Origin of the sequence: Palleronia sediminis, from assembly GCF_004358695.1 — a bacterium.
GTDB classification, from domain to species: Bacteria; Pseudomonadota; Alphaproteobacteria; order Rhodobacterales; family Rhodobacteraceae; genus Palleronia; species Palleronia sediminis.
On sequence record NZ_SNAA01000007.1, the window covers coordinates 16473 to 36411 of the forward strand.

The following is a 19939-nucleotide window of genomic DNA, read 5'->3' on the forward strand; positions in this document are numbered from 1 at the left end:
GGCACAAAGCTGCCGCTTTTCCGACTTGCCTGAATATTCCGTCTGGGGGACGCCAAGTGGGACCGGAATTCGATATCCTGATCGTCGAGGACAACGTGCTGATCGGCGAGGATCTGCGCGAGATGTGCAAATCGCTTGGCGGGCGGCATGTCCAGTGCGAGCGTAGCCCGGCCGGGGCCGAAAGCGCCTTTCGCGCGATGCGCCCGCGCGCCGCGCTGATCGACATCAACCTGCGCGCCGAAACCGACGGGATCGAACTGGCCGAGAGTTTCCGCCGCGCCGACCCCGACTGTCACATCTTTTTCGTCAGCGGCATGTTCGAGCGGTTCGAGCAGGCGCGCGCGCGGGTTCCGGGCGCGACGCTGCTGGTCAAGCCGGTGGTCGATTGCGACCTGCACGCGGCGTTTTCCTCGGCATTGGGGCGCGGCATCCGGCCGCTGCGCCGCGACAGCGCGCGGGTCGACCCGGCTCAGGCCTGATCCAGCCGCGCGACCATCTCGGACAGCTTGGCGCGCAGCTCGGCGGTATCTACGGGCTTGCGCAATATGCCGTTCTCGCATTCGAATCTCGGCTCGGCCCGGCTGCCCGAGGAATAGCCGGTGAGAAAGACATAGGGCACCCCGACCTCGTCCAGATGGCGCGCGACCGGCGCACTGGTCGTGCCGCGCCCGAGATTCACGTCGAGAATGGCCAGGTCGGGGCCAAAGCTGCGCGCGGCCTCGACCGCCTGTTCGGGCGTGCGGTGCGGCCCTTCGACGGTATGGCCCCATTCCTCGAGGATCATGGCGAGGTCCATGCCGATCAGCAACTCGTCCTCGACCAGCAGGATACGCACCCGCCGCCCGTTACCGTCATCGGGCATCGCCCTCTCCCTCTCCTGTGTCGATGACCCGGTCGACAATGCAAATGAGCCCGTTTTCCGCATAATCCACCGTCACCTCGGCGTCGAGTTCGCGTTCGAGCAGCCGCCCGATCAGGAACGAACCGAACCCCTCGCGGGCGGGCGCGGCGACCGGCGGGCCGCCGGTCTCGCGCCATTCGAGCCGGGCGAACCCGCGCGCCGCAGGCTCGACCGCGACACGGACCTGTCCTTCGGGCGTCGAGAAGGCCCCGTATTTCGCCGCGTTGGTGGCCAGCTCATGAAAGGCGAGCCCCAGCGACAGCGCCTCGGTCGGGTCGAGCATCACGTCCGGCCCGTCAAAGACGAACCGCGCGTCGCCGTGGTCGGCATAGGGGGCGATCTCGGCCTCGACCAGTTGGCGCACGGTCTGCCCCTCCCAGTCGCGGGCCGACAGCGCGTCGTGGCAGCGTGAAATCGCGGCGATCCGGCTGCGCATGTTCTCGGCCATTTCCTCGGCCGTGTCCGACATGCGCGCGGTGAACCGCACGACCGCCTGCACCGTGGCGAGCACGTTCTTGACGCGGTGCTCCAGCTCGGACAGCAGCACGTCCTTGCGTTCCTCGGCGCGCAGGCGCTGCGTGATATCGACGCCCGACGGCACGATCTCGGCCACGCGCCCCGCGGCGTCGCGGATCGGGACGAGCTGGAAGTCGATGACGATATGCAGGTCGTCCGCCATCCGCACCTCGGCGTCATAGCGGATTTCCTCGCCGGCGGCGGCGCGGGCGACCGCGGCCTCGAGCCGTTCGCGGCTCTCGTCGCTCCAGCTCCACCAGTAGCAGTTCCAGAACTTGCGCCCGATGACATCCTCGCGCGTCAGGCCGCCCCGCTCCAGCGCGGTCGCGTTGACCTCGGTCAGGGTGCCGTCGGGGTCGAGCATCCCGACAAAGGCGCGCAAGCTGTCCTGCAACCTTTGCAGCCGCTCCCGGCTGTCGCGTTCGCGCTCCTGCGCCAAGGCCTCGGCGGTGATATCCTTGGCAAAGGTGATGACCCCCAATGTGGTCCCGTCGCGGTCGACCCACGGCTCGACCACGCATTGAAACACCCGGCGGCCGGTATCGCCGGGAAAGCGGCAAAGCAGCCCGTCGGTCTGGAACGCCTCGCTCGGCCGGCCGGTCGCAAAGACCTCGCGCATGGCTGCGAACAGGTCGCTGTCGGCCGCGTCGGGCACCGCGTCGAGCGCCGGACGCCCCAAAAGGTCGGCCCCGCCCAGATCGTCGAGCATCATCGGGTTGGCATAGACCGTCACCAAATCCGCGCCCTCGTGCATCGCGATGCCCACCGGCGCCTGGTCGAAGATGCGCCGCATACGCGCCTCGTTCTCGGCGATCTCGCGCTCCATCTCGCGCTGGCGGGTGATCTCGTGGACGCAACAGCCCAGCGCGAAAACCTCGCCCTCGTCGATCACGGGGTAATAGTCGATCGTGAACTCGCGCAGCCGCTCCGGGTCGGCGGGCGTCCGGGTCGACACCACGTGGCCCAGCGACGGCTCGCGGGTCGCGATCACGCGACGCTGGATATCGGCGATGCGGGCATGGGTCTCGGGGATCAGGTCGGCCTGCGCCGCGCCGATATGATCGGCCACGGGAAACCCGTTGATCGCCGCGAGCGCCTCGTTGATGCGCAGCCAGCGCAGATCGGGGGTCATCAGGCTCAACCCCACCGGCGCCTTGTCATACAGGCTTTCCAACTCGGCATAGCGTTCGCGCAAGAGCCGCGTGTTGTCCTGCGCCTCGCGCTCGGCGCGGATACGATCCGTCAGGTCGATGAACAGCACCACCACCCCGTCGAGCCGGTCGTCGACCGTGCGATAGGGGCGAAGCTGCGCCATGAAGGTCCGATCCTCGGCCTCGATGCGAACCTCGCGCTCGACCGGTTGCAGGGTCCGGCGCACCTCGGCGGCATCCTCGCGCAGTTGCGGGTAATCGACCGTGCTTGCCAGGTCGTGGATCGAGCGGCCGATATCGCGATGCTGCACGCCGTAAAGCCGCGTCACCTCGGGGGTGAACAGCCGCAGGCAATCGTTCTGGTCGATGAAAAGCGTCGCGATCCGCGTGCTTTCGAGCAGGTTCTTGAGGTTGGAATTGGCCTCGACCAGCCGGCGGTTTTTCTCGCTCAGCTCGGCATTGATCGTCTCGAGTTCCTCGTTGATCGACTGAAGCTCCTCGCGGCTCGTCTCGATCTCCTCGTTCGAGCTCTGCAGCTCCTCGTTCATCGACAGCAGCTCTTCGTTGGTCGAGCGCAGCTTCTGCTCGGCCCCCTCGTAGTCGCGTTGCAGCGTCGTCAGCCGCCGCCGTGCCAGCGCCAGTTCGCGCCCCTGGTCGGCATCCGCCCCGGCGGCCTCGGTATCGGGGCCCGGCATGTCGCGCAGACGCACCTCGTTCAGCGCGACCAGCACCCGGTCGCTGTCGTCGGGAAAGGGCGTGCCGATCACGTCAAACAGCCCCGCGCCCACGGTCACGTCGCGGATCTCGGCATCGGCGCCGGTCTCGCGACACTCGCGGATCGCCGATTGCACCGGCAACCGCAGCTCGCGCGACAGCAGGTCCTCGATCCCGATGCCGACCGCGCCGCCCGAGGGCCGGACGAAAGCCGTCATCGCCTCGGACAGATAGATCATGTCGTCATTGCGGTTCACCACCGCAAAGGGCGCAGCGGCACGGCGCAGGAAAAGCCGTTCGGCCTGGTCCTCGAGATCGACCTCGCCACGGATCATGGGCGTTTCCTTCTTCCGGGTGGCGGCGGGCGGCCGCACGGGATGGCGCGACAGATCGGCGATAGCCGAAAAACCGGGCCGGATCGTGTCGTCGCGCCGATATATCCGATGGGCCTGGGACACGGTATGAAAGAACGTATCGCTCCGCCCGAGGGTTTCGGACGGCCCGAGCCACAGGTAGCCGCCCGCCCCCAGCCCGTAGTGAAACTTTTGCAAGAGCGCGTGCTGGCTGTCGGCGGTGAGATAGATCATCACGTTGCGGCAGGAAATCAGGTCGAGCCGCGAAAAGGGCGGATCGCCCAGCAGATCGTGCGGCGCAAAGACGCACATTTCTCGCAGCTCGGGCGAGACCTTCCAGCCGCCCCCCGCCGCGGCGATGCAGCCTGCCCGCAGATCGGGCGGAACATGGGCAAGGGCGTCCTCGGCGAACCGGCCCGCCCGCGCCCGCTCCAAGGCGGCGCGGTCTATATCGGTGCCGAAGATCTTCCACGGACGGCGATCCCCGGTGCTGCGCCGCAGATCGGCGACCTGCATCGCGATGGAATAGACCTCCTCCCCGGTCGAGCATCCGGGCACCCACACGCGGAACCCGTCCTGCCCGCGGCCGAGCAACGGCGCCAGCGCCGCGTCGCGCAGCGCCGCAAAGCTCGGGGGATCGCGAAAGAACCGGGTCACGCCGATCAGGAACTCCTGCCCCAGCCGCGTCCGTTCGGCGGGGCTTGCCGCCAGCGCGGCGAGGTAGGCGTCGACCAATGGCGCCCGCAGGACCGCCATGCGCCGCAGGACTCGCCGAACCAGCGTGCCGGGCTTGTAGCCCGCGAAGGAGGGCCCGTCCCCGGCGGCGAGCCGGTCGAGGATCTCGGGCAGGCGCGTCTCGATCTCGCGGGCGGGGGTGTCGGGCGCGGTCGTGCCGCCCGGCGCCCGGCGGTGGCGCAGCATCCACAGGATGCGCCCCGGCATCTCGGCCGCGCGCGACACCTCGTCGACGAGCCCAGTGGCCGCAGCGCTTTCCGGCATCGCGGGAAAACGCGCGTCGCCGCTGCCCTGCACCAGCGCCATGCCGCCCCGCGCCTTGACGGCCCGCACCCCGGCCGTGCCGTCAGCCCCGGTGCCCGACAGGATCACCGCGACCGCCCGCGTGCCCTGCGTCGCGGCGAGCGAGTCAAAGAACCGGTCGATTGGCGTGCGCACGCCCCGTTCGGGCGCATGGGGCAACAGGCGGAACCGCCCCCCGTCGATCTCGACGAAAACGCCCGGCGGCAGGACATGGATCCGGTCGGGCAGGATCGCGCCGCCATCCTCGATGGCGCTCGCGGGGATGGCCGCCTGGGCGTTCAGCAGATCGCCGAGGATCGCCGGCCCGCCCGGCGCGTGGTGCTGCACGACGACATAGGCGAGCCCGCTTTGCGGCGGAATAGCCCCGGCAAAGGCCTTGAGCGCCGAAAGTCCCCCGGCCGAGGCGCCGATCCCCACGATGACCGGCAGGCTCATCATGTTCCCCGCCCGATGCGCGGCATCGCGCCCCCGGCAACGGGGCGCGGGCCGGTGCGGATCGCCCGTCCGCCTGCGGCGACCCGTCGCGGCCCCGGCGCGCGGATCAGTGGGTCCACGACCCGCGGCGGCCGGTCGCGAAGTTCTCGCCATAGCCGCCGGGGCGCACATTGGCGCGGCGCGTCTTGGGCTGGGTCACGATGGCGTCGATGCCGCGCGACCTCGCGTAGTCCAGCGCCTGCTCGCGCGTGTCGAAGGTCAGCCGGACCTGTGCCTGCGTGTCGCGCGAACTGGTCCAGCCCATGAGCGGATCGACCTCGCGCGCGGTCTCGGGCACGAACTCGAGCACCCATTCCTGCGTTTTCGCGGTGCCCGAGGACATGGCGGTGCGTGCGGGGCGGTAAATGCGGGCGGTCATCGCGGTCGGCCTCTCGGTGGCGTCATATGTTGCGCTTATGGGAAAGGAGGGAACGGCGTGCAAGCCTTGCCGTTCCCTCCGGGCGCAACCCGACCGGCCGTAGCGTTTGGGGAAAGCCGGCCGGGCCACTGGGGTCGTCGCTTGCCCGACCGTTAAGCCGGCTCGACCGCCCCCGCGCAAGCGCGGCGGGCGGCCCGCGGGGCGCCCTCATCGCGAGCGGCCGCTTCCCGCCGACGGGCCGGGCGGGGACCGGCAACACCCCGCCGAGAGCGTGGCTTGAATGTCGCCCCCGGCGGACCGATCTTTGCACCGTCCCCCGAAGGAAAGCCGATGCCCTACGCCCATTCCGATCAGCAGCCTGCCCTGATGAACGCGCCGGCCGGCCCCGTGCGCGAGCGCGAGAAGCTCGAGGGCGGGATCGCCTTCCGCCTGGCCTCGCCCTTCCAGCCCGCGGGCGACCAGCCGACCGCCATCGCCGAGCTGACGCAGGGCGTGCGCGACGGCGAACGCGAACAGGTGCTGCTGGGGGCGACGGGCACGGGCAAGACCTACACGATGGCCAAGATCATCGAGGAAACCCAGCGCCCGGCCATCATCCTCGCGCCCAACAAGACGCTGGCCGCCCAGCTTTACGGCGAGTTCAAGGGGTTCTTTCCCGATAACGCGGTCGAGTATTTCGTCAGCTATTACGACTACTACCAGCCCGAGGCCTATGTCCCGCGGTCCGACACCTTCATCGAGAAGGAATCGCAGATCAACGAACAGATCGACCGCATGCGCCACTCGGCCACCCGCGCGCTGCTCGAACGCGACGACGTCATCATCGTGGCCTCGGTGTCGTGCATCTATGGCATCGGTTCGGTCGAAACCTATGGCGCCATGACCCAGGATCTTTATGCCGGGCGGGAATACGACCAGCGCAAGGTGATGGCCGACCTCGTGGCGCAGCAATACCGGCGCAACGACCAGGGGTTCCAACGGGGCAGTTTCCGCGTCCGCGGCGACAGCCTCGAGGTATGGCCCGCCCACCTCGACGATGCCGCCTGGCGGCTGTCCTTCTTTGGCGAAGAGCTCGAATCCATCGTCGAGTTCGACCCTCTTACCGGTGCAAAGACGGGCGATTTCGACCGCGTCCGGCTTTACGCGAACTCGCATTACGTCACGCCCAAGCCGACGATGCGAACCGCCGTGCAGAACATCAAGAAAGAGCTGCGCCAGCGGCTCGACCAGCTCGTGGGCGAAGGCAAGCTGCTCGAGGCGCAGCGGCTCGAACAGCGCACCAATTTCGATATCGAGATGCTCGAGGCCACCGGCGTCTGCAACGGGATCGAGAACTACTCGCGCTATCTTACCGGGCGCGCGCCGGGCGAGCCGCCCCCCACCCTGTTCGAGTTCATCCCCGACAACGCGCTCGTCTTTGCCGATGAGAGCCATGTCAGCGTGCCCCAGATCGGCGGCATGTACCGGGGCGACTACCGGCGCAAGTTCACCTTGGCCGAGCATGGGTTCCGCCTGCCCTCCTGCATGGACAACCGCCCCCTCAAGTTCGAGGAATGGGACGCGATGCGGCCGCAATCGATCTTTGTCTCGGCCACCCCCGGCGCGTGGGAGCTCGAGCAGACCGGCGGCGTCTTTACCGAGCAGATTATCCGCCCCACCGGCCTGATCGATCCGCAGGTCGAGATCCGGCCGGTCGAGATGCAGGTCGACGACCTGCTCGACGAGATCCGGCGCGTCTCGGCCGACGGGTTCCGCACGCTGTGCACGGTGCTGACCAAACGCATGGCCGAGGACCTTACCGAGTATCTGCACGAGCAGGGCATCCGGGTGCGCTACATGCATTCCGACATCGACACGATCGAGCGGATCGAGATCCTGCGCGACCTGCGGCTCGGGGCCTTCGACGTGCTGATCGGCATCAACCTTCTGCGCGAGGGGCTCGACATCCCCGAATGCGGGCTCGTCGCCATTCTCGATGCCGACAAGGAAGGGTTCCTGCGCTCCGAAACCTCGCTGATCCAGACCATCGGGCGCGCCGCGCGCAACGCCGAAGGGCGGGTCATCATGTATGCCGACCGCATCACCGGCTCGATGGAACGTGCCCTGGGCGAGACCGAACGCCGCCGCGAAAAACAGATCGCCTATAACAAGGCCAACAATATCACGCCCATGACGGTCAAGAAGAACGTCGAGGATATCCTCGCCGGGCTCTACAAGGGCGATGTCGACATGAGCCGCGTCACCGCCAGGATCGATGAAAAGCGCGCGGGGTCGAACCTCCAGGCTGTGCTCGAGGGGCTGCGGACCGACATGCGCAAGGCGGCCGAGAACCTCGAGTTCGAAGAGGCCGCGCGGTTGCGCGACGAGGTCAAGCGCCTTGAGGCGGTCGATCTGGCCGTCTCGGACGACCCTCTTGCCCGGCAATCGGCGGTCGACGCGGCGCAGGATGCCATGACACGGTCGTCGGGGCGGTCGACCGCCGGCCGGCCGGGGCAGCGCGGCGGCAATGTGAAACGGCGCAAGCGCTGAAACATTGCCGCGGGGGCCTCTCCCCGCGGCGGCCGGGGGTATCACAGTCATATCGCCATCCCTCCCTCCGGTCGTGGCCGTTTGTTCCCGTTATGCCCCACGTCTAGCCGTCCGAATCTTAAGGCCGGGTAAACGCGCGATCCGATGGCCGTTCACCCGGTCTTAACCTGCCCTCCGCCATGGTGAGGGCATGTTCAGATTCGTTCTCGCGCTCATTCTCCTGCCGGCGGTCCTTCATGCCGGCGCCTGGCCCCGCGGCGAGGGGTCCGGCTTCATCTCGGTCTCGCAAGGGTTCACCTTTGCCGATGACGATCGGTCCCGTATCGGGCCAATGGCGGCCTATGCCGAGTTCGGGCTGACCCCGCGCCTGACTTTCGGCACCAAGCTCGATCATTTCGACCGCGCGGGCGAGGCATTCGTGTTCCTGCGTCGCCATCTTTCGCGCCCCGATGCCGCCTGGCAGTTGGCGCTCCAGCTCGATCTGGGCCAGACCGAGACCGATATCGACATGGCGGTCTCCGCCTTCGGGGTCGGGGGCCATCTGGGGCGGGGCCTGACCACCCCTTGGGGCCCCGGCTGGATCGAGGCCGAGATACGGCGCAATTCCCGTATCGACGGCGGCTTTGCCCGTACCAATCTCGATCTCACCGTGGGCATCACCCCGCGTGAGCACACGCATGTGATCGTGCAGGGGCGCTTGTACAGCGACGGCACCGATGAGTCGTTCGAACTGGCCCCGTCCTATGTTCGCCCCTTCATCGGTCCCTCGCAGGTGCGGATCGGCGTGGCCGGGCAGACCTCGGGCGATGCGCCCCTCCGGCTCGAGCTCGGCAGTTGGCTGGCGTTCTGACGGGCCGGCCGGCGCGCGGCCGGCCCGTCCTGCCCCTAGTAGGGCGTATCGGCGCGCACCGTCATGTTCACCTTGCCGCGGACCTTTTCGGGCCAGTAAAGCTGCACCCGGTCGTTGCCGCCCCCCTGCATCACGCCGATATGTGGCATGTGATGGGCCGCGTTCCCGCCGCCGTCGAACAGGCGCCCGACCGGCACGACCGATGTCACCGTTTTCGCCCACCCGTCAAAGGGCAGATAGGCGCTCGGGTCCAGCGTCCAGGTCCGCTCGGCGCTGGGGTGGTTGAACTCGAGCGCGGCGGGGTTGATCGTCTGCCGCTCGATCCCGTTGAAGGTGTTGCCGCTGAACTCGACCATGCGCATCCGGGAGTTGTTGAGGCTGGCGCGACTGGTATCAACCTTTTCGATCCGCCCCACGATCGAGTTGATCGCCCGGAACGCGTTTCCGATGACGCTGAACCCGTGGATGAAATGGCCCGCGCCATAGGGTTTGACCACGATCCACGAAAAATACCGCGCGGCATTGATCGAGACGAAACTGTTGCCCGTGACTGTCAGCCCGCCGAACGAGAACTCGTTGTCGAAACCGGGATAGCAGTCATGCTCGTTCGTCCACTCGATCGAGCAATTGTCGATATAGTTGCCGGTCACGAAAGAGCGGATATTGGGCTGGGTAAAGATCAGCCCCCCGATCCGCGCGCCGCCCTGCACCTCGTCGCCCTGGAACCAGTGATTCCCGAGGATCAGGTGCCCCTGCCCGTTCAGAACCATGGTCGTGCCGAACCGTTGGAACCGGCTGTCGCGGATCTTGGCGTCGTTGGCGTTCACGTTCAGCGCGACCGACTGGCGCTGTGTTGCGGGCACCTGCTGCTCGTCCGAGATGAAGTGGCAGCGATCCACCTGCAGATCCTGGCAGCCCCGCCCGTGCGAGGTGATCCCGCGATGCGACGGCTTGGTCACGAAACTGTCGCGCAGGTGAAAGGTCTCGCCCTCGGGCGCCATGAGGATGCCGCTGGCCCGCCCGTCGAGCTGGAACTCGACATCGGTGATCGTGAACTTGCTGAGCTTGGTGAACCCGGAAAAATCCAGCGCGTACTTATAGCGGCGAAAGGTATAGCTCTGCGTCTCGCGCGGGCCGTAAAGCGGCTGCGACAGCTCGACCCAGCGGCCCGCCACGCTTTTCGCGCGGACATAGACCTCGCGCCCGACACCGGCGCCGACGACCTGCGCACCGACCGCGATGTTGGCCACGTTGGCCACGCCGGTCAGACGCTCGCGGAACTGGCCCGGCCGATAGGTGGCCTGCGACACGACGCTTTCCACGGTCCATCCGGCACCGGGCTTGACGTTGAACTGGCCGTTGCGGATCACCCGGCGGATCTCGAACACGTCCGTTCCGGCGGCGCGCGCCATGTCGATCGGCCCATCCAGGTCGATCCGCCGCCCGCCCAGGTCGAGGCTCTCGTGATCCGAATTGGACAACAGCGCCTGGAACGCCTTTTCGAAGGCGATGACCTCGTCGCCGAAGGCGTCGATATAGCTCGGCAGGTCGAAATTCTTGCGCAGGACGAACCGCGCATCGCGGGCCTGCACGACCCGCCCCTCGAACCGGATATGCGTGTCGATATAGACATCGCCCCCCAGCCTGTAGGTCCCCTTGGGGACGATGATCTCGCGCCCGTCGGCGGCGGCATCAGCGGCATTGAACGCGGCCGTCTCGTCCGTCACGCCGTCGCCCACCGCGCCGAAATCGCGCACATCCACGATGGGCAGCATGTCCGCGATAAAGACCGAGGTCACATCCTCGATCGTCAGGTCGTCGATCCGCACGACACCGCCCGTCGGGCCGGTCAGGTCAAGCCCCAGATATCCATATTCCGCGGCTGGCCCCCAGCTCAGATCGACGCCGCCCCGCCGTCCCGCGCCCACGATGGCCGAGACCTCGACGATATCGCCGTATTCCTCGATCATCCGGCTTTCGGCCGCCTCGGTCACGCCATCGACATGCACGTCGTTGCCGCGTCCCGCCCAGCCGGCGATGCGCACCTCTGGCAGGTTGCCCGATATCGCCTTCACCCGCGCGGTCACACGCAAATAACAGCCCGGTATGATCGGCGTTCGCGTCCTGTAGCGCAGGCGTTGCACGCCCTCGGTCTTCACCAGTTCGAGGCAACCGCCGAAATCCTGGTCCGACGGCACGAAAACCGCGCGGTCGTCGAACTCGAGATCGGGCGATCCGGCGGTGCCGTCCCCGCTCGACCAGCGGTCGAGCCCGCGTGCGAAACGGCTCGGCATCAGCACCAGCCCGTCCGTGATAACCTTGTTCATGGCGTCCCCCGATCGCGTCGCCGGCCCCGATCCGGCCGGTGGAGGAACTCTGCCCCAAACGGGTTAAGACGGCGCTATCCGGCCGCGCTCAGACCCCGATGCCGGGTGATTCGACCAGCCGCACGCCGTTGATCTTCCACGCGCCGTCGCTGCGGATCATCTCGTATTCCAGCACGTGGAACGTGCCGCCCCCGTCCTGCACCATGACTCGCTGCAGCTTGTGCGTTCCCATGTCCTCGAGGCCCAGGAACTCGACCGAGGACGGGCGATAGACCATCGGATAGCCGCGCCGCACCATCGTCCCGAACCTGTCCGGCGTGCCGAACATCCCGCGGATCAGGGGCGAGGCATGGGTAAAGGCCGCGTCGAAATCATCGGCGCGAAAGGCCTCGATCTGCTCGGCGATCACCCCCTCGATCGCGGGCTCGGCGGCCAAGGCCGCGGGGGCCGACATGGCCACGGCCAGGATAGCACTCAGAATATGTCGCATGGCATCCTCCCTGCGGCACATCCTGACACGGATCGGCGCGAAAACACGTGCGCGGTTTCACCGCAGGCGTCAGCCCCCCGCAGCAAGCTCTCCGGCCAGCGCCGCATCGATCAGCGCAACGGTCTCGCCGACCCCGTAGATCGCGACGAACCCGCCGAACCGCGGTCCCTGGCTCTGCCCCAGCAGCACCTCGTAGAGCGCCCGGAACCAGTCGCGCAGCGGCTCGAACCCGTGATCCTTGCCCACGGCAAAGACCAGCGACTGCAACGCCTCGGCATCAGCACCCCCATCCCATGCCGCGAGCCGGTCGCGCAGATCGGCGATGGCGGCGCGCTCGGCCTCGTTGGGCAGGCGGTAAGTCTTGGCCGGTTTCACGAAATCGTTAAAGTAGCGCACGGCATATCCGGCCGCCGAATCAAGCTGCGGATGCGTCTCGGGCGTGGCCTCCGGGGCATAGCGCCGGATGAACCCCCACAGCGTCGTCGAATCCTCGGCCCCCGAGACGCTGGCGAGGTTGAGCAGCATCGCGAAACTCACCACCATGTCCGAGGCCGGAACCTCGGCCCCGCCATGGATATGAAACACCGGGTTCGCCAGCCGCGCCGCCGCATCCTGCCCCGGATAGGCGCCAAGCTGCTGGTGATACTCGTCCACCGCCTTGGGAATCACGTCGAAATACAGCCGCTTGGCGGTCTTGGGCTTTTGGTACAGGAAAAAGCTCAGCGATTCCGGCGAGGCATAGGTCAGCCACTCCTCCATCGACAGGCCGTTGCCCTTGGATTTCGAGATCTTCTGCCCGTGCTCGTCGTTGAACAGCTCGTAGGTCAGCGTCTGCGGCGCCGGCCGACCCAGCGCGCGGCAGATCCGCGACGCCTGCGTGACCGAATCGATCAGGTCCTTGCCCGACATCTCGTAATCGACGCCCAGCGCATACCAGCGCATCGCCCAGTCGGGCTTCCACTGCATCTTGACGTTGCCGCCCGTCACCGGGATCTCGACCCGCTCCCCGTCCGGCTCTTCGTAGACGATGGTGCCTTTGGACAGGTTCCGCTCCAGCGTGGGCACCTGCAACACATGGCCTGTCTTGGGGCTGACCGGCAGAAAGGGCGAATAGGTCGCGCGGCGATCCTCGCCCAGCGTCGGCAACATGATCGCGAGGATGTCGTCGAACGCCTCGAGCGCGCGCAAGAGCGCCGCATCGAACCGCCCCTGCGCGTAATACTCCGTCGAGGACGCGAACTCGTAGTCGAACCCGAACCCGTCCAGAAACGCCCTGAGACGCGCGTTGTTATGCGCGCCGAAACTCTCATGCGTGCCGAAAGGATCGCGCACGCGGCTCAGCGGCAGGTTCAGGTCTTCGGCCATCGCCTCGCGGTTGGGCACGTTGCCGGGAACCTTGCGCAGCCCGTCCATGTCATCCGAAAAACACAGCAGCCGCGTGGGGATATCGCTCAGCACCTCGAACGCGCGGCGCACCATGGTCGTGCGCGCCACCTCGCTGAACGTGCCCAGATGCGGCAGGCCGCTGGGGCCATAGCCCGTCTCGAACAGCACGTAGCCCTTTTCGGGCGGGCGATTCTCGATGCGGTCGAGCAGCTTCCGCGCCTCCTCGAAGGGCCAGGCTTTCGATGTCATCGCGGCGGTACGAAGCTCGTCCATGTCGCTCTCCGGTTTGGGCGGTTGCGCGCGTCTGCGTATTGCCGCCATGCGGTGCCGTCAATTAACGTGACCGAAACAGGAAAGGCGCGACCATGCCGGATTACAGCCACGCCATGACACCGCAGGATTGCCTCGTGGCCGTGATGATCGCGATCTCGGCCTCGGACGAATCGCTGCGCACCTCGGAACTCGTCACCATCGAGCGGATCGTGAACCACTATCCCGTCTTCGCGGGCTACGACCAGGATCGCATCCGCTCCACCGCCGAGATCGTGTTCGAACTCTTCGCCGAAGAGGACGGGCTCGACGCGCTGTTCGGCCTCGTGCGCGAACACCTGCCCGACCACCTGTCCGAAACCGCCTATGCGCTGGCCTGCGACGTGGCGGCCGCGGATGGCACGATCCGCGACACCGAAACCCGCCTTCTCGAAGAGATGCGCCACGAGCTTTCGATCTCGCGGCTCAGCGCGGCGGCCATCGAACGCGGCGCGCGGGCGCGGCACATGACGCTCTGAACAAAACCGCCCGCTGCGACGTTCTGTCCCTGATTATGGAAAGGACTGAACGATGGAATATGGATTTTTCGGGCTGATCGTCCTGATCGCGGATGTCTATGCCCTGTACAACGTCATCACCAGCGCGGCCTCGACGGGGACCAAGATCCTTTGGGCGCTCGCGATCCTGCTGCTGCCGGTTCTGGGCTTCATCGCCTGGCTGATCTTCGGGCCGCGCAGCGCCGGGCGGACGGTCTGAGCATCACTCAGGCGTCGTAAAGCGTCCCCCACCGCTTGAGCAGCCCGCGCTGCAACCCTTTGGCGGCCGCGTTCCACGCGCGGCCGCCCTCGGGGCGTTCGCGTTCGTCCATCGACAGCGCGTCGCGGCGCTCGATATTGGCGCACAGGATGGTAAAGACCAGCGGCCGGCCGTTCGGGCCGCCCAGGAACCCGGTCAACGCCGAGACGAAGTTCAGCGTGCCGGTCTTGGCCTCCACCGTGAACTCGACCTCGTCGCGCATGTCGAAGGGCTTGAGGATCGGGCGCAGCTCGCCCTCTTTCTGGCTGGCGAATACGGCATGGGTCAGGGCGCGGGCCGACACGCGGCTGTCATCCCCGAGCCCCGAGTGATCCTCGAGCGCGACATCCTCCAGCCCGTAGGTCTCGCGCAGCCAACCGTTCATCCGCTCGGCCGATTGCGCCAGCGACGTGACCGGGTTGCCCGTCGCGCCCGAGGCATGAAGCCCGACCGTTTCGGCCGTCATGTTGTTGGAATAACGCAGCATATCCTCGAGGATCGGCTCCAGCCGGTCCGAGCGGTGCGTGACCAGCACCGTGCCCGCATCCGTCTCGGCCCGCCCCATCGGCGCGCCGAAGGCGATCCCCTCCGCGCGGGCCAGCATCTCGAAAACCTCGCCCGCATAGAGCCCCGGAAACCGCACCGGCAGCCAGCGCGCGCCCGCATTGCCCAGCGCGGCGCGCGCGACGGTCCACTCGTCGCGCTCGGGGCCGCGCTCGTAGGTATAGATCGGCATGGATCGGTCGACGACGCGCATCCGCGCCACCTGCACGCCGGGCGTCACGCTTCCCGACCGGGCATCCATCGTCACGTCATAGCCGGCGCCCTGTCTCTGCCAGCCGAAATGCACCCGGTTGAAATTGAGGTTCAGCCCGCTGATCGTGGGGTTGTAGCCGACATGATCGGGCTGTTCGCGGTCGACCTCGGGCACCAGCGGCAACGCCCCGGTCCAGACCTTGAGCCCGCCGGTGACGCGCGTGATCCCCGTCGCGGCAAGCTCGCGCGCCATCGCGGTCAGCGCGTCGGTGTCGAGCATCGGGTCGCCCCCGCCCGCCAGCACCAGATCGCCCTGCAACGTGCCGTCCGTCACCGCACCGGCCGCGACCAGCCGCGTGGTGAACCGGTGCTCGGGCCCGAGACGGCCCAGCGCGTAGAGCGCCGTCAGCGCCTTGGCGGTGCTCGCGGGCGGCAAGGGCATGTCGGGGTTCAGCACCTCGAGCACCTCGCCCGTCGCCGCGTCCCGGACGATATAGCCGACCGATCCGCCGAGCGACGCGCGGGCCAGCAATTCGTCGGCCGGGCGCACCGACATCTTGCGCAGGTCCGTGCCGCGCGCGACCGGGCGCAGCGACCGTTCCGGCGCCTCGGCAAAGGCAGGGCCGATGGCCGCGCTCGCACAGAGCGAGGCAAGAAGCTGGCGCCGGTTCATCCGCATCTCGAACTCGCTCCCCATGTCATCCGGCCCGAATATCGCGCAATGCGTCCGACGGGCAACACCCCTCGGGATGACGCCCGGATCAACTCAGCGTTTACCCCAAAGCCCCGACGCCCTGAGCCGGGTCGAGCTTTCGTCGCGCAGCGGCATGTCGAGAAACACCCAGGCCGGCGGATCGGAGCGTGCCAGAAGCCGCGCCGCGTGCTGCGGCAACCGCGCGCGGGCCATGACCCGCGCCGCGACAGCCCGCTGCGCGGCAAGGCCCTGGCCCGGACGCGCCAGCACGGCAATGGGCACCAGCGAAACGATCCTGCGCCAATCGTCCCATTTGTGAAACTCGACAAGGTTATCGGCCCCCATCAGCCAGACGAACCGGACCCCCGGATAGCGGCGAATCAGCGCCGGAACGGTCTCGGCGGTGCGCCGCGTGCCCAGCCGCGTCTCGAGCGCGGTGATCTCGACGCGGGGATGCATCATCACCGCCCGCGCGCAAGTCAGCCGCCTTTCGAGATCGGCGGGCGGGTCGCGCTTGAGCGGGTTTCCCGGCGAGACGAGCCACCAGACCCGGTCCAGCCCCAGCCGCGCCAGCGCCGCGCGCGTCACCGCGACGTGGCCGGCATGGGCGGGATCGAACGACCCGCCCAGCAGGCCGATGGCCTGTCCGGGCCGCGCCAAGGGCCAGCCTGCCCCCCTCATTGCGGGGCCGCGGGTTCGGGCGGGCGTGGCGGTTTCGACTTCATGGGGCCGAGTGTCGGCACCCGCCCCGCCGGGTGCAAGCCCGCTCAGGCGTTGCGGGCCTGCAACGCGATGGCGATGGCCGCGATCCCCGAGGTCAGCAGGTCCACCCCCAGCAGGATGCCCAGCACCGTCAGCGCCGAGACCGGCAGCGCCAGCAGGATCATGAGCCCCAGCAACACCGCCAGCGCCCCCGACGCGACCAGCCAGCCCCAGCGGGGGCGGTGCCGCATCCGCCACGCCATGACGATCCGCACCACGCCCAGCGTCAGGAACATGGCACCGGCGAGGATGGTCAGCGACACCATGCCGGACAACGGTTGCGCGAACAGCGATACGGCGAACACCACCATCAGCAGCCCCAGCAGCCCCGCCACCAGACGCCCCCCGCGCGAGCCGTCCCCGGCGGTGAAGGCCAGCCAGAGCTGCAGGACACCCGCGACAAAGAACGCCGCCGCGGCGAAACCGGTCGCGGCCAGCGACGCGACAAAGGGAAACAGCAGCGCCGCGACCCCGCCGATGGCCAGCACGATGCCCATGGCGAGCATCCATTTCCAGTTCATCATCTCGAGTTCCGGGGGCGTTTCGCCAGGCACATGGGTCATGGACGACTCCTTAAGTCCGTTCACCGGCCCAAGCCGCGGGTCGGGGCGAAGTTCCGGATCGCCTCCGCCCCCGCCCCGCGCGTCCCCTCGTTGCGACGATTTTTCCGCCAGGGCGATGCATGGCTGCATTGCGGACGGAGCCTGCGCCTCGTAAAAGCCGGTATCGCATGGAGGAGAGGTGTGCCCGGCCGCACCCTTCGCAGGAAAGACGCCATTCAGGAGGCACGACATGGCTGACGCAGCCGTTCACGGCCCTGGCGGACACGACGAACGCGGGTTCTTCACCCGCTGGTTCATGTCCACCAACCACAAGGACATCGGGATCCTTTACCTTTTCACCGCCGGTTTCGTCGGTTTCGTCTCGGTGGCCTTCACGGTCTACATGCGGATGGAACTCATGGAGCCGGGCGTGCAGTACATGTGCCTCGAGGGCGCGCGGCTGCTGCCGACCTCGACGGATAACTGCACGCCGAACGGGCATCTGTGGAACGTGATGATCACGGCCCATGGCATCCTGATGATGTTCTTCGTCGTGATTCCGGCCCTCTTCGGAGGGTTCGGCAACTATTTCATGCCGCTCCAGATCGGCGCGCCCGACATGGCGTTCCCGCGGCTGAACAACCTCAGCTACTGGCTTTTCGCCGCCGGCTCGACCCTCGCCATCGTCTCGGTCTTCGTGCCGGGCGGCAACGGGCAGCTCGGTTCGGGGTTGGGCTGGGTGCTCTACCCGCCGCTTTCCACCACCGAGGGCGGGTTCTCGACCGATATCGCGATCTTCGCGGTCCACGTCTCGGGCGCCTCGTCGATCCTCGGCGCGATCAACATCATCACCACCTTCCTCAACATGCGCACGCCGGGCATGACGCTGTTCAAGGTGCCGCTCTTCTCGTGGTCGATCTTCGTGACCGCGTGGCTCATCCTGCTGGCCCTTCCGGTGCTGGCCGGCGCGATCACCATGCTGCTGACCGACCGCAATTTCGGGACGACCTTCTTCGACCCGGCGGGCGGCGGAGACCCGGTGCTCTACCAGCACATCCTGTGGTTCTTCGGGCATCCCGAGGTGTACATCGTGATCCTGCCGGGCTTCGGCATCATCAGCCACATCATCTCGACCTTCTCGCGCAAGCCGATCTTCGGCTACCTGCCGATGGTCTGGGCGCTGATCGCCATCGGCGTGCTGGGCTTCGTCGTCTGGGCGCACCACATGTACACCGTCGGCATGTCGCTGACCCAGCAGAGCTATTTCATGCTGGCCACGATGGTGATCGCGGTGCCCACGGGCATCAAGATCTTCTCGTGGATCGCGACGATGTGGGGCGGCTCGGTCGAGTTCAAGACGCCGATGCTCTGGGCCTTCGGGTTCCTGATCCTGTTCACGCTGGGCGGCGTCACCGGCATCGTGCTGAGCCAGGCGGCCATCGACCGCGCCTATCACGACACCTATTACGTCGTGGCGCACTTCCACTACGTGATGAGCCTTGGGGCCGTCTTTGCCATCTTTGCCGGGATCTATTTCTACTTCCCCAAGATGACCGGCAAGATGATCCCCGAATGGATCGGCAAGACCCATTTCTGGGCGATGTTCATCGGCTCGAACCTGACCTTCTTCCCCCAGCACTTCCTGGGCCGTCAGGGCATGCCGCGCCGCTACATCGACTACCCCGAAGGGTTCGCCCTCTGGCACGAGGTCTCGTCCTGGGGCGCCTTCCTCAGCTTCGCCTCGTTCCTGTTCTTCATCGTGGCGATCTTCTGGGTCATGATAAAGGCGCCGCGCACCGCGCCGGCGAACCCCTGGACGCCCTGGGCCGACACGCTGGAATGGACCCTGCCCTCGCCCCCGCCCGAACACACGTTCGAGCAGCTTCCCAAGCGCGAGGAATGGGACAGGACACCGACGGCACATTAGGCCCGATGCCGGTCCGCTGGATACAGGAACCGCAAAAGGCCCCGGCAACGTCCGGGGCCTTTTCGCACGCGCGGGGCGCACCGCCCTATGCGGCCCTGCGGCTCTGGCCGCACCGGTCGCTGCCCAAGACCGGCTTTGCCATGTTTATCGGCACGACCGCGGTGCTCCTGGCGGTACCGACCCTGCCGCTTCTGGGCACGCCGGTCTTCTGGGGCATCCTGCCCTTTCTCGTTGCGGCCGGGGCGGCGATCTGGCTGGGGCTGATGCGCAGCTATCGCGACGGCGAACTCATCGAAGAGGTGTCGCTCTGGTCGGACCGGCTCTCGATCGTGCGCCACAATCCGCGCCACCCCGACCAGACCTGGGAGGCGAACCCCCATTGGGTGCGCATCGCGCTGCATCCCGAACGGGCGCGCATCCGCAACTACATCACGCTTTCGGGCGGTAATCGCGAGGTCGAGCTCGGCGCGTTCCTCAGCCCCGAGGAACGCGCGGCGCTCTATGACGATCTCGACCGGCTCCTGCGCCAGGTCCCGCGTTAGCCGCCCTGACGGCTCAGCCGCGCCTTGACCCTGGGCCCCGCGGTGCTGAAATCCATCTGCCCGGTATAGCGGCTTTTCAGCTCGCCCATGACGCGGCCCATGTCGCGGATCGAACTCGCCCGGAGGCGCGTCACGGCGTCGTCGATGGCGGCCTCGACCTCGGCCTCGTCGAGCTGTCGCGGCAGGAACTCCCCGATCACCTCGATCTCGCGCCGCTCGTCCTCGGCCAGCTCAAGCCGCCCGCCCTCTTCGTACATGCGCGCGCTTTCCTGGCGTTGCTTGACCATGCGCCCGAGGATCTGGAGCACCTCGTCATCCGACACGCCGCCCGCCCCGCCCTCTTCGGTGCCGCGCTGGGCGATGTCGCGATCCTTGATCGCGGCGGTGATGAGCCGCAGGGTCGACAGGCGTTTCTGTTCCTTGTCGCGCATCGCCGCCTTCATGGCCGCGTTGATCCGGTCGCGAAGCTGCATGGCCGTCTCTCCGTTCAAGATGTCGCGCGGCCTAGACCGCGGCGGGCCGCACGGCAAGCGCCGCGCTTGA

The 19939-nt window shown here is 67.5% G+C and carries 17 protein-coding genes; 7 read left to right on the plus strand and 10 right to left on the minus strand.

The window, feature by feature from the left end:
- Positions 1 to 56 precede the first annotated feature (56 nt).
- Positions 57 to 479, plus strand: coding sequence for a response regulator (locus E2L08_RS07720; protein ID WP_168771081.1), 423 nt, complete (start codon positions 57 to 59; stop codon positions 477 to 479).
- On the opposite strand, the gene E2L08_RS07725 is transcribed toward E2L08_RS07720, so the two are convergent.
- The 3 genes from E2L08_RS07725 to E2L08_RS07735 form a co-directional block, all read right to left on the minus strand.
- Positions 470 to 862: a response regulator gene (locus tag E2L08_RS07725; protein ID WP_168771082.1), complete on the minus strand. Its 393-nt coding sequence runs from the start codon at positions 860 to 862 to the stop codon at positions 470 to 472. The two genes, E2L08_RS07720 and E2L08_RS07725, sit on opposite strands and share 10 nt — an antisense overlap.
- Positions 852 to 5108, minus strand: coding sequence for a PAS domain-containing protein (locus E2L08_RS07730; protein ID WP_168771083.1), 4257 nt, complete (start codon positions 5106 to 5108; stop codon positions 852 to 854). The genes E2L08_RS07725 and E2L08_RS07730 overlap by 11 nt, the downstream gene beginning before the upstream one ends.
- A gap of 106 nt (positions 5109 to 5214) precedes the next feature.
- Complete coding sequence (locus tag E2L08_RS07735) at positions 5215 to 5526, minus strand: ETC complex I subunit (protein ID WP_133396499.1); 312 nt, start codon at positions 5524 to 5526, stop codon at positions 5215 to 5217.
- A 330-nt stretch (positions 5527 to 5856) separates the two neighbouring features.
- On the opposite strand from E2L08_RS07735, the gene uvrB reads away from it, so the two are divergent.
- Positions 5857 to 8055 carry an excinuclease ABC subunit UvrB gene (gene uvrB, locus E2L08_RS07740; RefSeq protein WP_133396500.1) on the plus strand — a complete coding sequence of 733 codons (2199 nt, stop codon included), beginning with the start codon at positions 5857 to 5859 and terminating at the stop codon, positions 8053 to 8055.
- 190 nt (positions 8056 to 8245) lie between these two features.
- Positions 8246 to 8905 carry a hypothetical protein gene (locus E2L08_RS07745; protein ID WP_133396501.1) on the plus strand — a complete coding sequence of 220 codons (660 nt, stop codon included), beginning with the start codon at positions 8246 to 8248 and terminating at the stop codon, positions 8903 to 8905.
- 35 nt (positions 8906 to 8940) lie between these two features.
- Here the strand turns inward: E2L08_RS07745 and E2L08_RS07750 are convergent, their stop codons facing one another.
- The 3 genes from E2L08_RS07750 to E2L08_RS07760 form a co-directional block, all read right to left on the minus strand.
- Positions 8941 to 11232, minus strand: a complete 2292-nt coding sequence (locus tag E2L08_RS07750; protein WP_133396502.1) for a glycosyl hydrolase family 28-related protein — start codon at positions 11230 to 11232, stop codon at positions 8941 to 8943.
- 88 nt (positions 11233 to 11320) lie between these two features.
- Positions 11321 to 11722, minus strand: a complete 402-nt coding sequence (locus tag E2L08_RS07755; protein ID WP_133396503.1) for a DUF4864 domain-containing protein — start codon at positions 11720 to 11722, stop codon at positions 11321 to 11323.
- Positions 11723 to 11791: 69 nt separating this feature from the next.
- A complete protein-coding gene (locus E2L08_RS07760) occupies positions 11792 to 13381 on the minus strand; it encodes a lysine--tRNA ligase (protein WP_133396504.1) in 1590 nt (529 codons plus the stop codon).
- A gap of 92 nt (positions 13382 to 13473) precedes the next feature.
- On the opposite strand from E2L08_RS07760, the gene E2L08_RS07765 reads away from it, so the two are divergent.
- The gene (locus tag E2L08_RS07765; RefSeq protein ID WP_133396505.1) at positions 13474 to 13896 is read left to right on the plus strand and encodes a tellurite resistance TerB family protein; all 423 of its coding nucleotides are present in this window, start codon (positions 13474 to 13476) and stop codon (positions 13894 to 13896) included.
- A gap of 52 nt (positions 13897 to 13948) precedes the next feature.
- Positions 13949 to 14134: a PLDc N-terminal domain-containing protein gene (locus E2L08_RS07770; protein WP_133396506.1), complete on the plus strand. Its 186-nt coding sequence runs from the start codon at positions 13949 to 13951 to the stop codon at positions 14132 to 14134.
- Between the two features lie 7 nt (positions 14135 to 14141).
- On the opposite strand, the gene dacB is transcribed toward E2L08_RS07770, so the two are convergent.
- The 3 genes from dacB to E2L08_RS07785 form a co-directional block, all read right to left on the minus strand.
- Positions 14142 to 15626 carry a D-alanyl-D-alanine carboxypeptidase/D-alanyl-D-alanine endopeptidase gene (gene dacB / locus E2L08_RS07775; protein WP_240758161.1) on the minus strand — a complete coding sequence of 495 codons (1485 nt, stop codon included), beginning with the start codon at positions 15624 to 15626 and terminating at the stop codon, positions 14142 to 14144.
- A gap of 69 nt (positions 15627 to 15695) precedes the next feature.
- Positions 15696 to 16304 carry a nicotinate-nucleotide adenylyltransferase gene (locus E2L08_RS07780; RefSeq protein ID WP_133396507.1) on the minus strand — a complete coding sequence of 203 codons (609 nt, stop codon included), beginning with the start codon at positions 16302 to 16304 and terminating at the stop codon, positions 15696 to 15698.
- 86 nt (positions 16305 to 16390) lie between these two features.
- Entirely contained in the window at positions 16391 to 16948 is a 558-nt protein-coding gene (locus E2L08_RS07785; protein ID WP_240758162.1) for an HdeD family acid-resistance protein, read from the minus strand.
- Between the two features lie 229 nt (positions 16949 to 17177).
- Between E2L08_RS07785 and ctaD the strand changes: the two genes are divergently transcribed.
- Together ctaD and E2L08_RS07795 are read left to right on the plus strand one after the other, a co-directional pair.
- The gene (ctaD, locus tag E2L08_RS07790; protein WP_133396508.1) at positions 17178 to 18854 is read left to right on the plus strand and encodes a cytochrome c oxidase subunit I; all 1677 of its coding nucleotides are present in this window, start codon (positions 17178 to 17180) and stop codon (positions 18852 to 18854) included.
- Positions 18855 to 18859: 5 nt separating this feature from the next.
- On the plus strand, positions 18860 to 19396 hold the full coding sequence (locus tag E2L08_RS07795) for a DUF2244 domain-containing protein (protein WP_133396611.1): 537 nt from the start codon (positions 18860 to 18862) through the stop codon (positions 19394 to 19396).
- Here the strand turns inward: E2L08_RS07795 and E2L08_RS07800 are convergent.
- Positions 19393 to 19869 carry a GatB/YqeY domain-containing protein gene (locus tag E2L08_RS07800; protein WP_133396509.1) on the minus strand — a complete coding sequence of 159 codons (477 nt, stop codon included), beginning with the start codon at positions 19867 to 19869 and terminating at the stop codon, positions 19393 to 19395. The two genes, E2L08_RS07795 and E2L08_RS07800, sit on opposite strands and share 4 nt — an antisense overlap.
- Positions 19870 to 19939 lie beyond the last annotated feature (70 nt).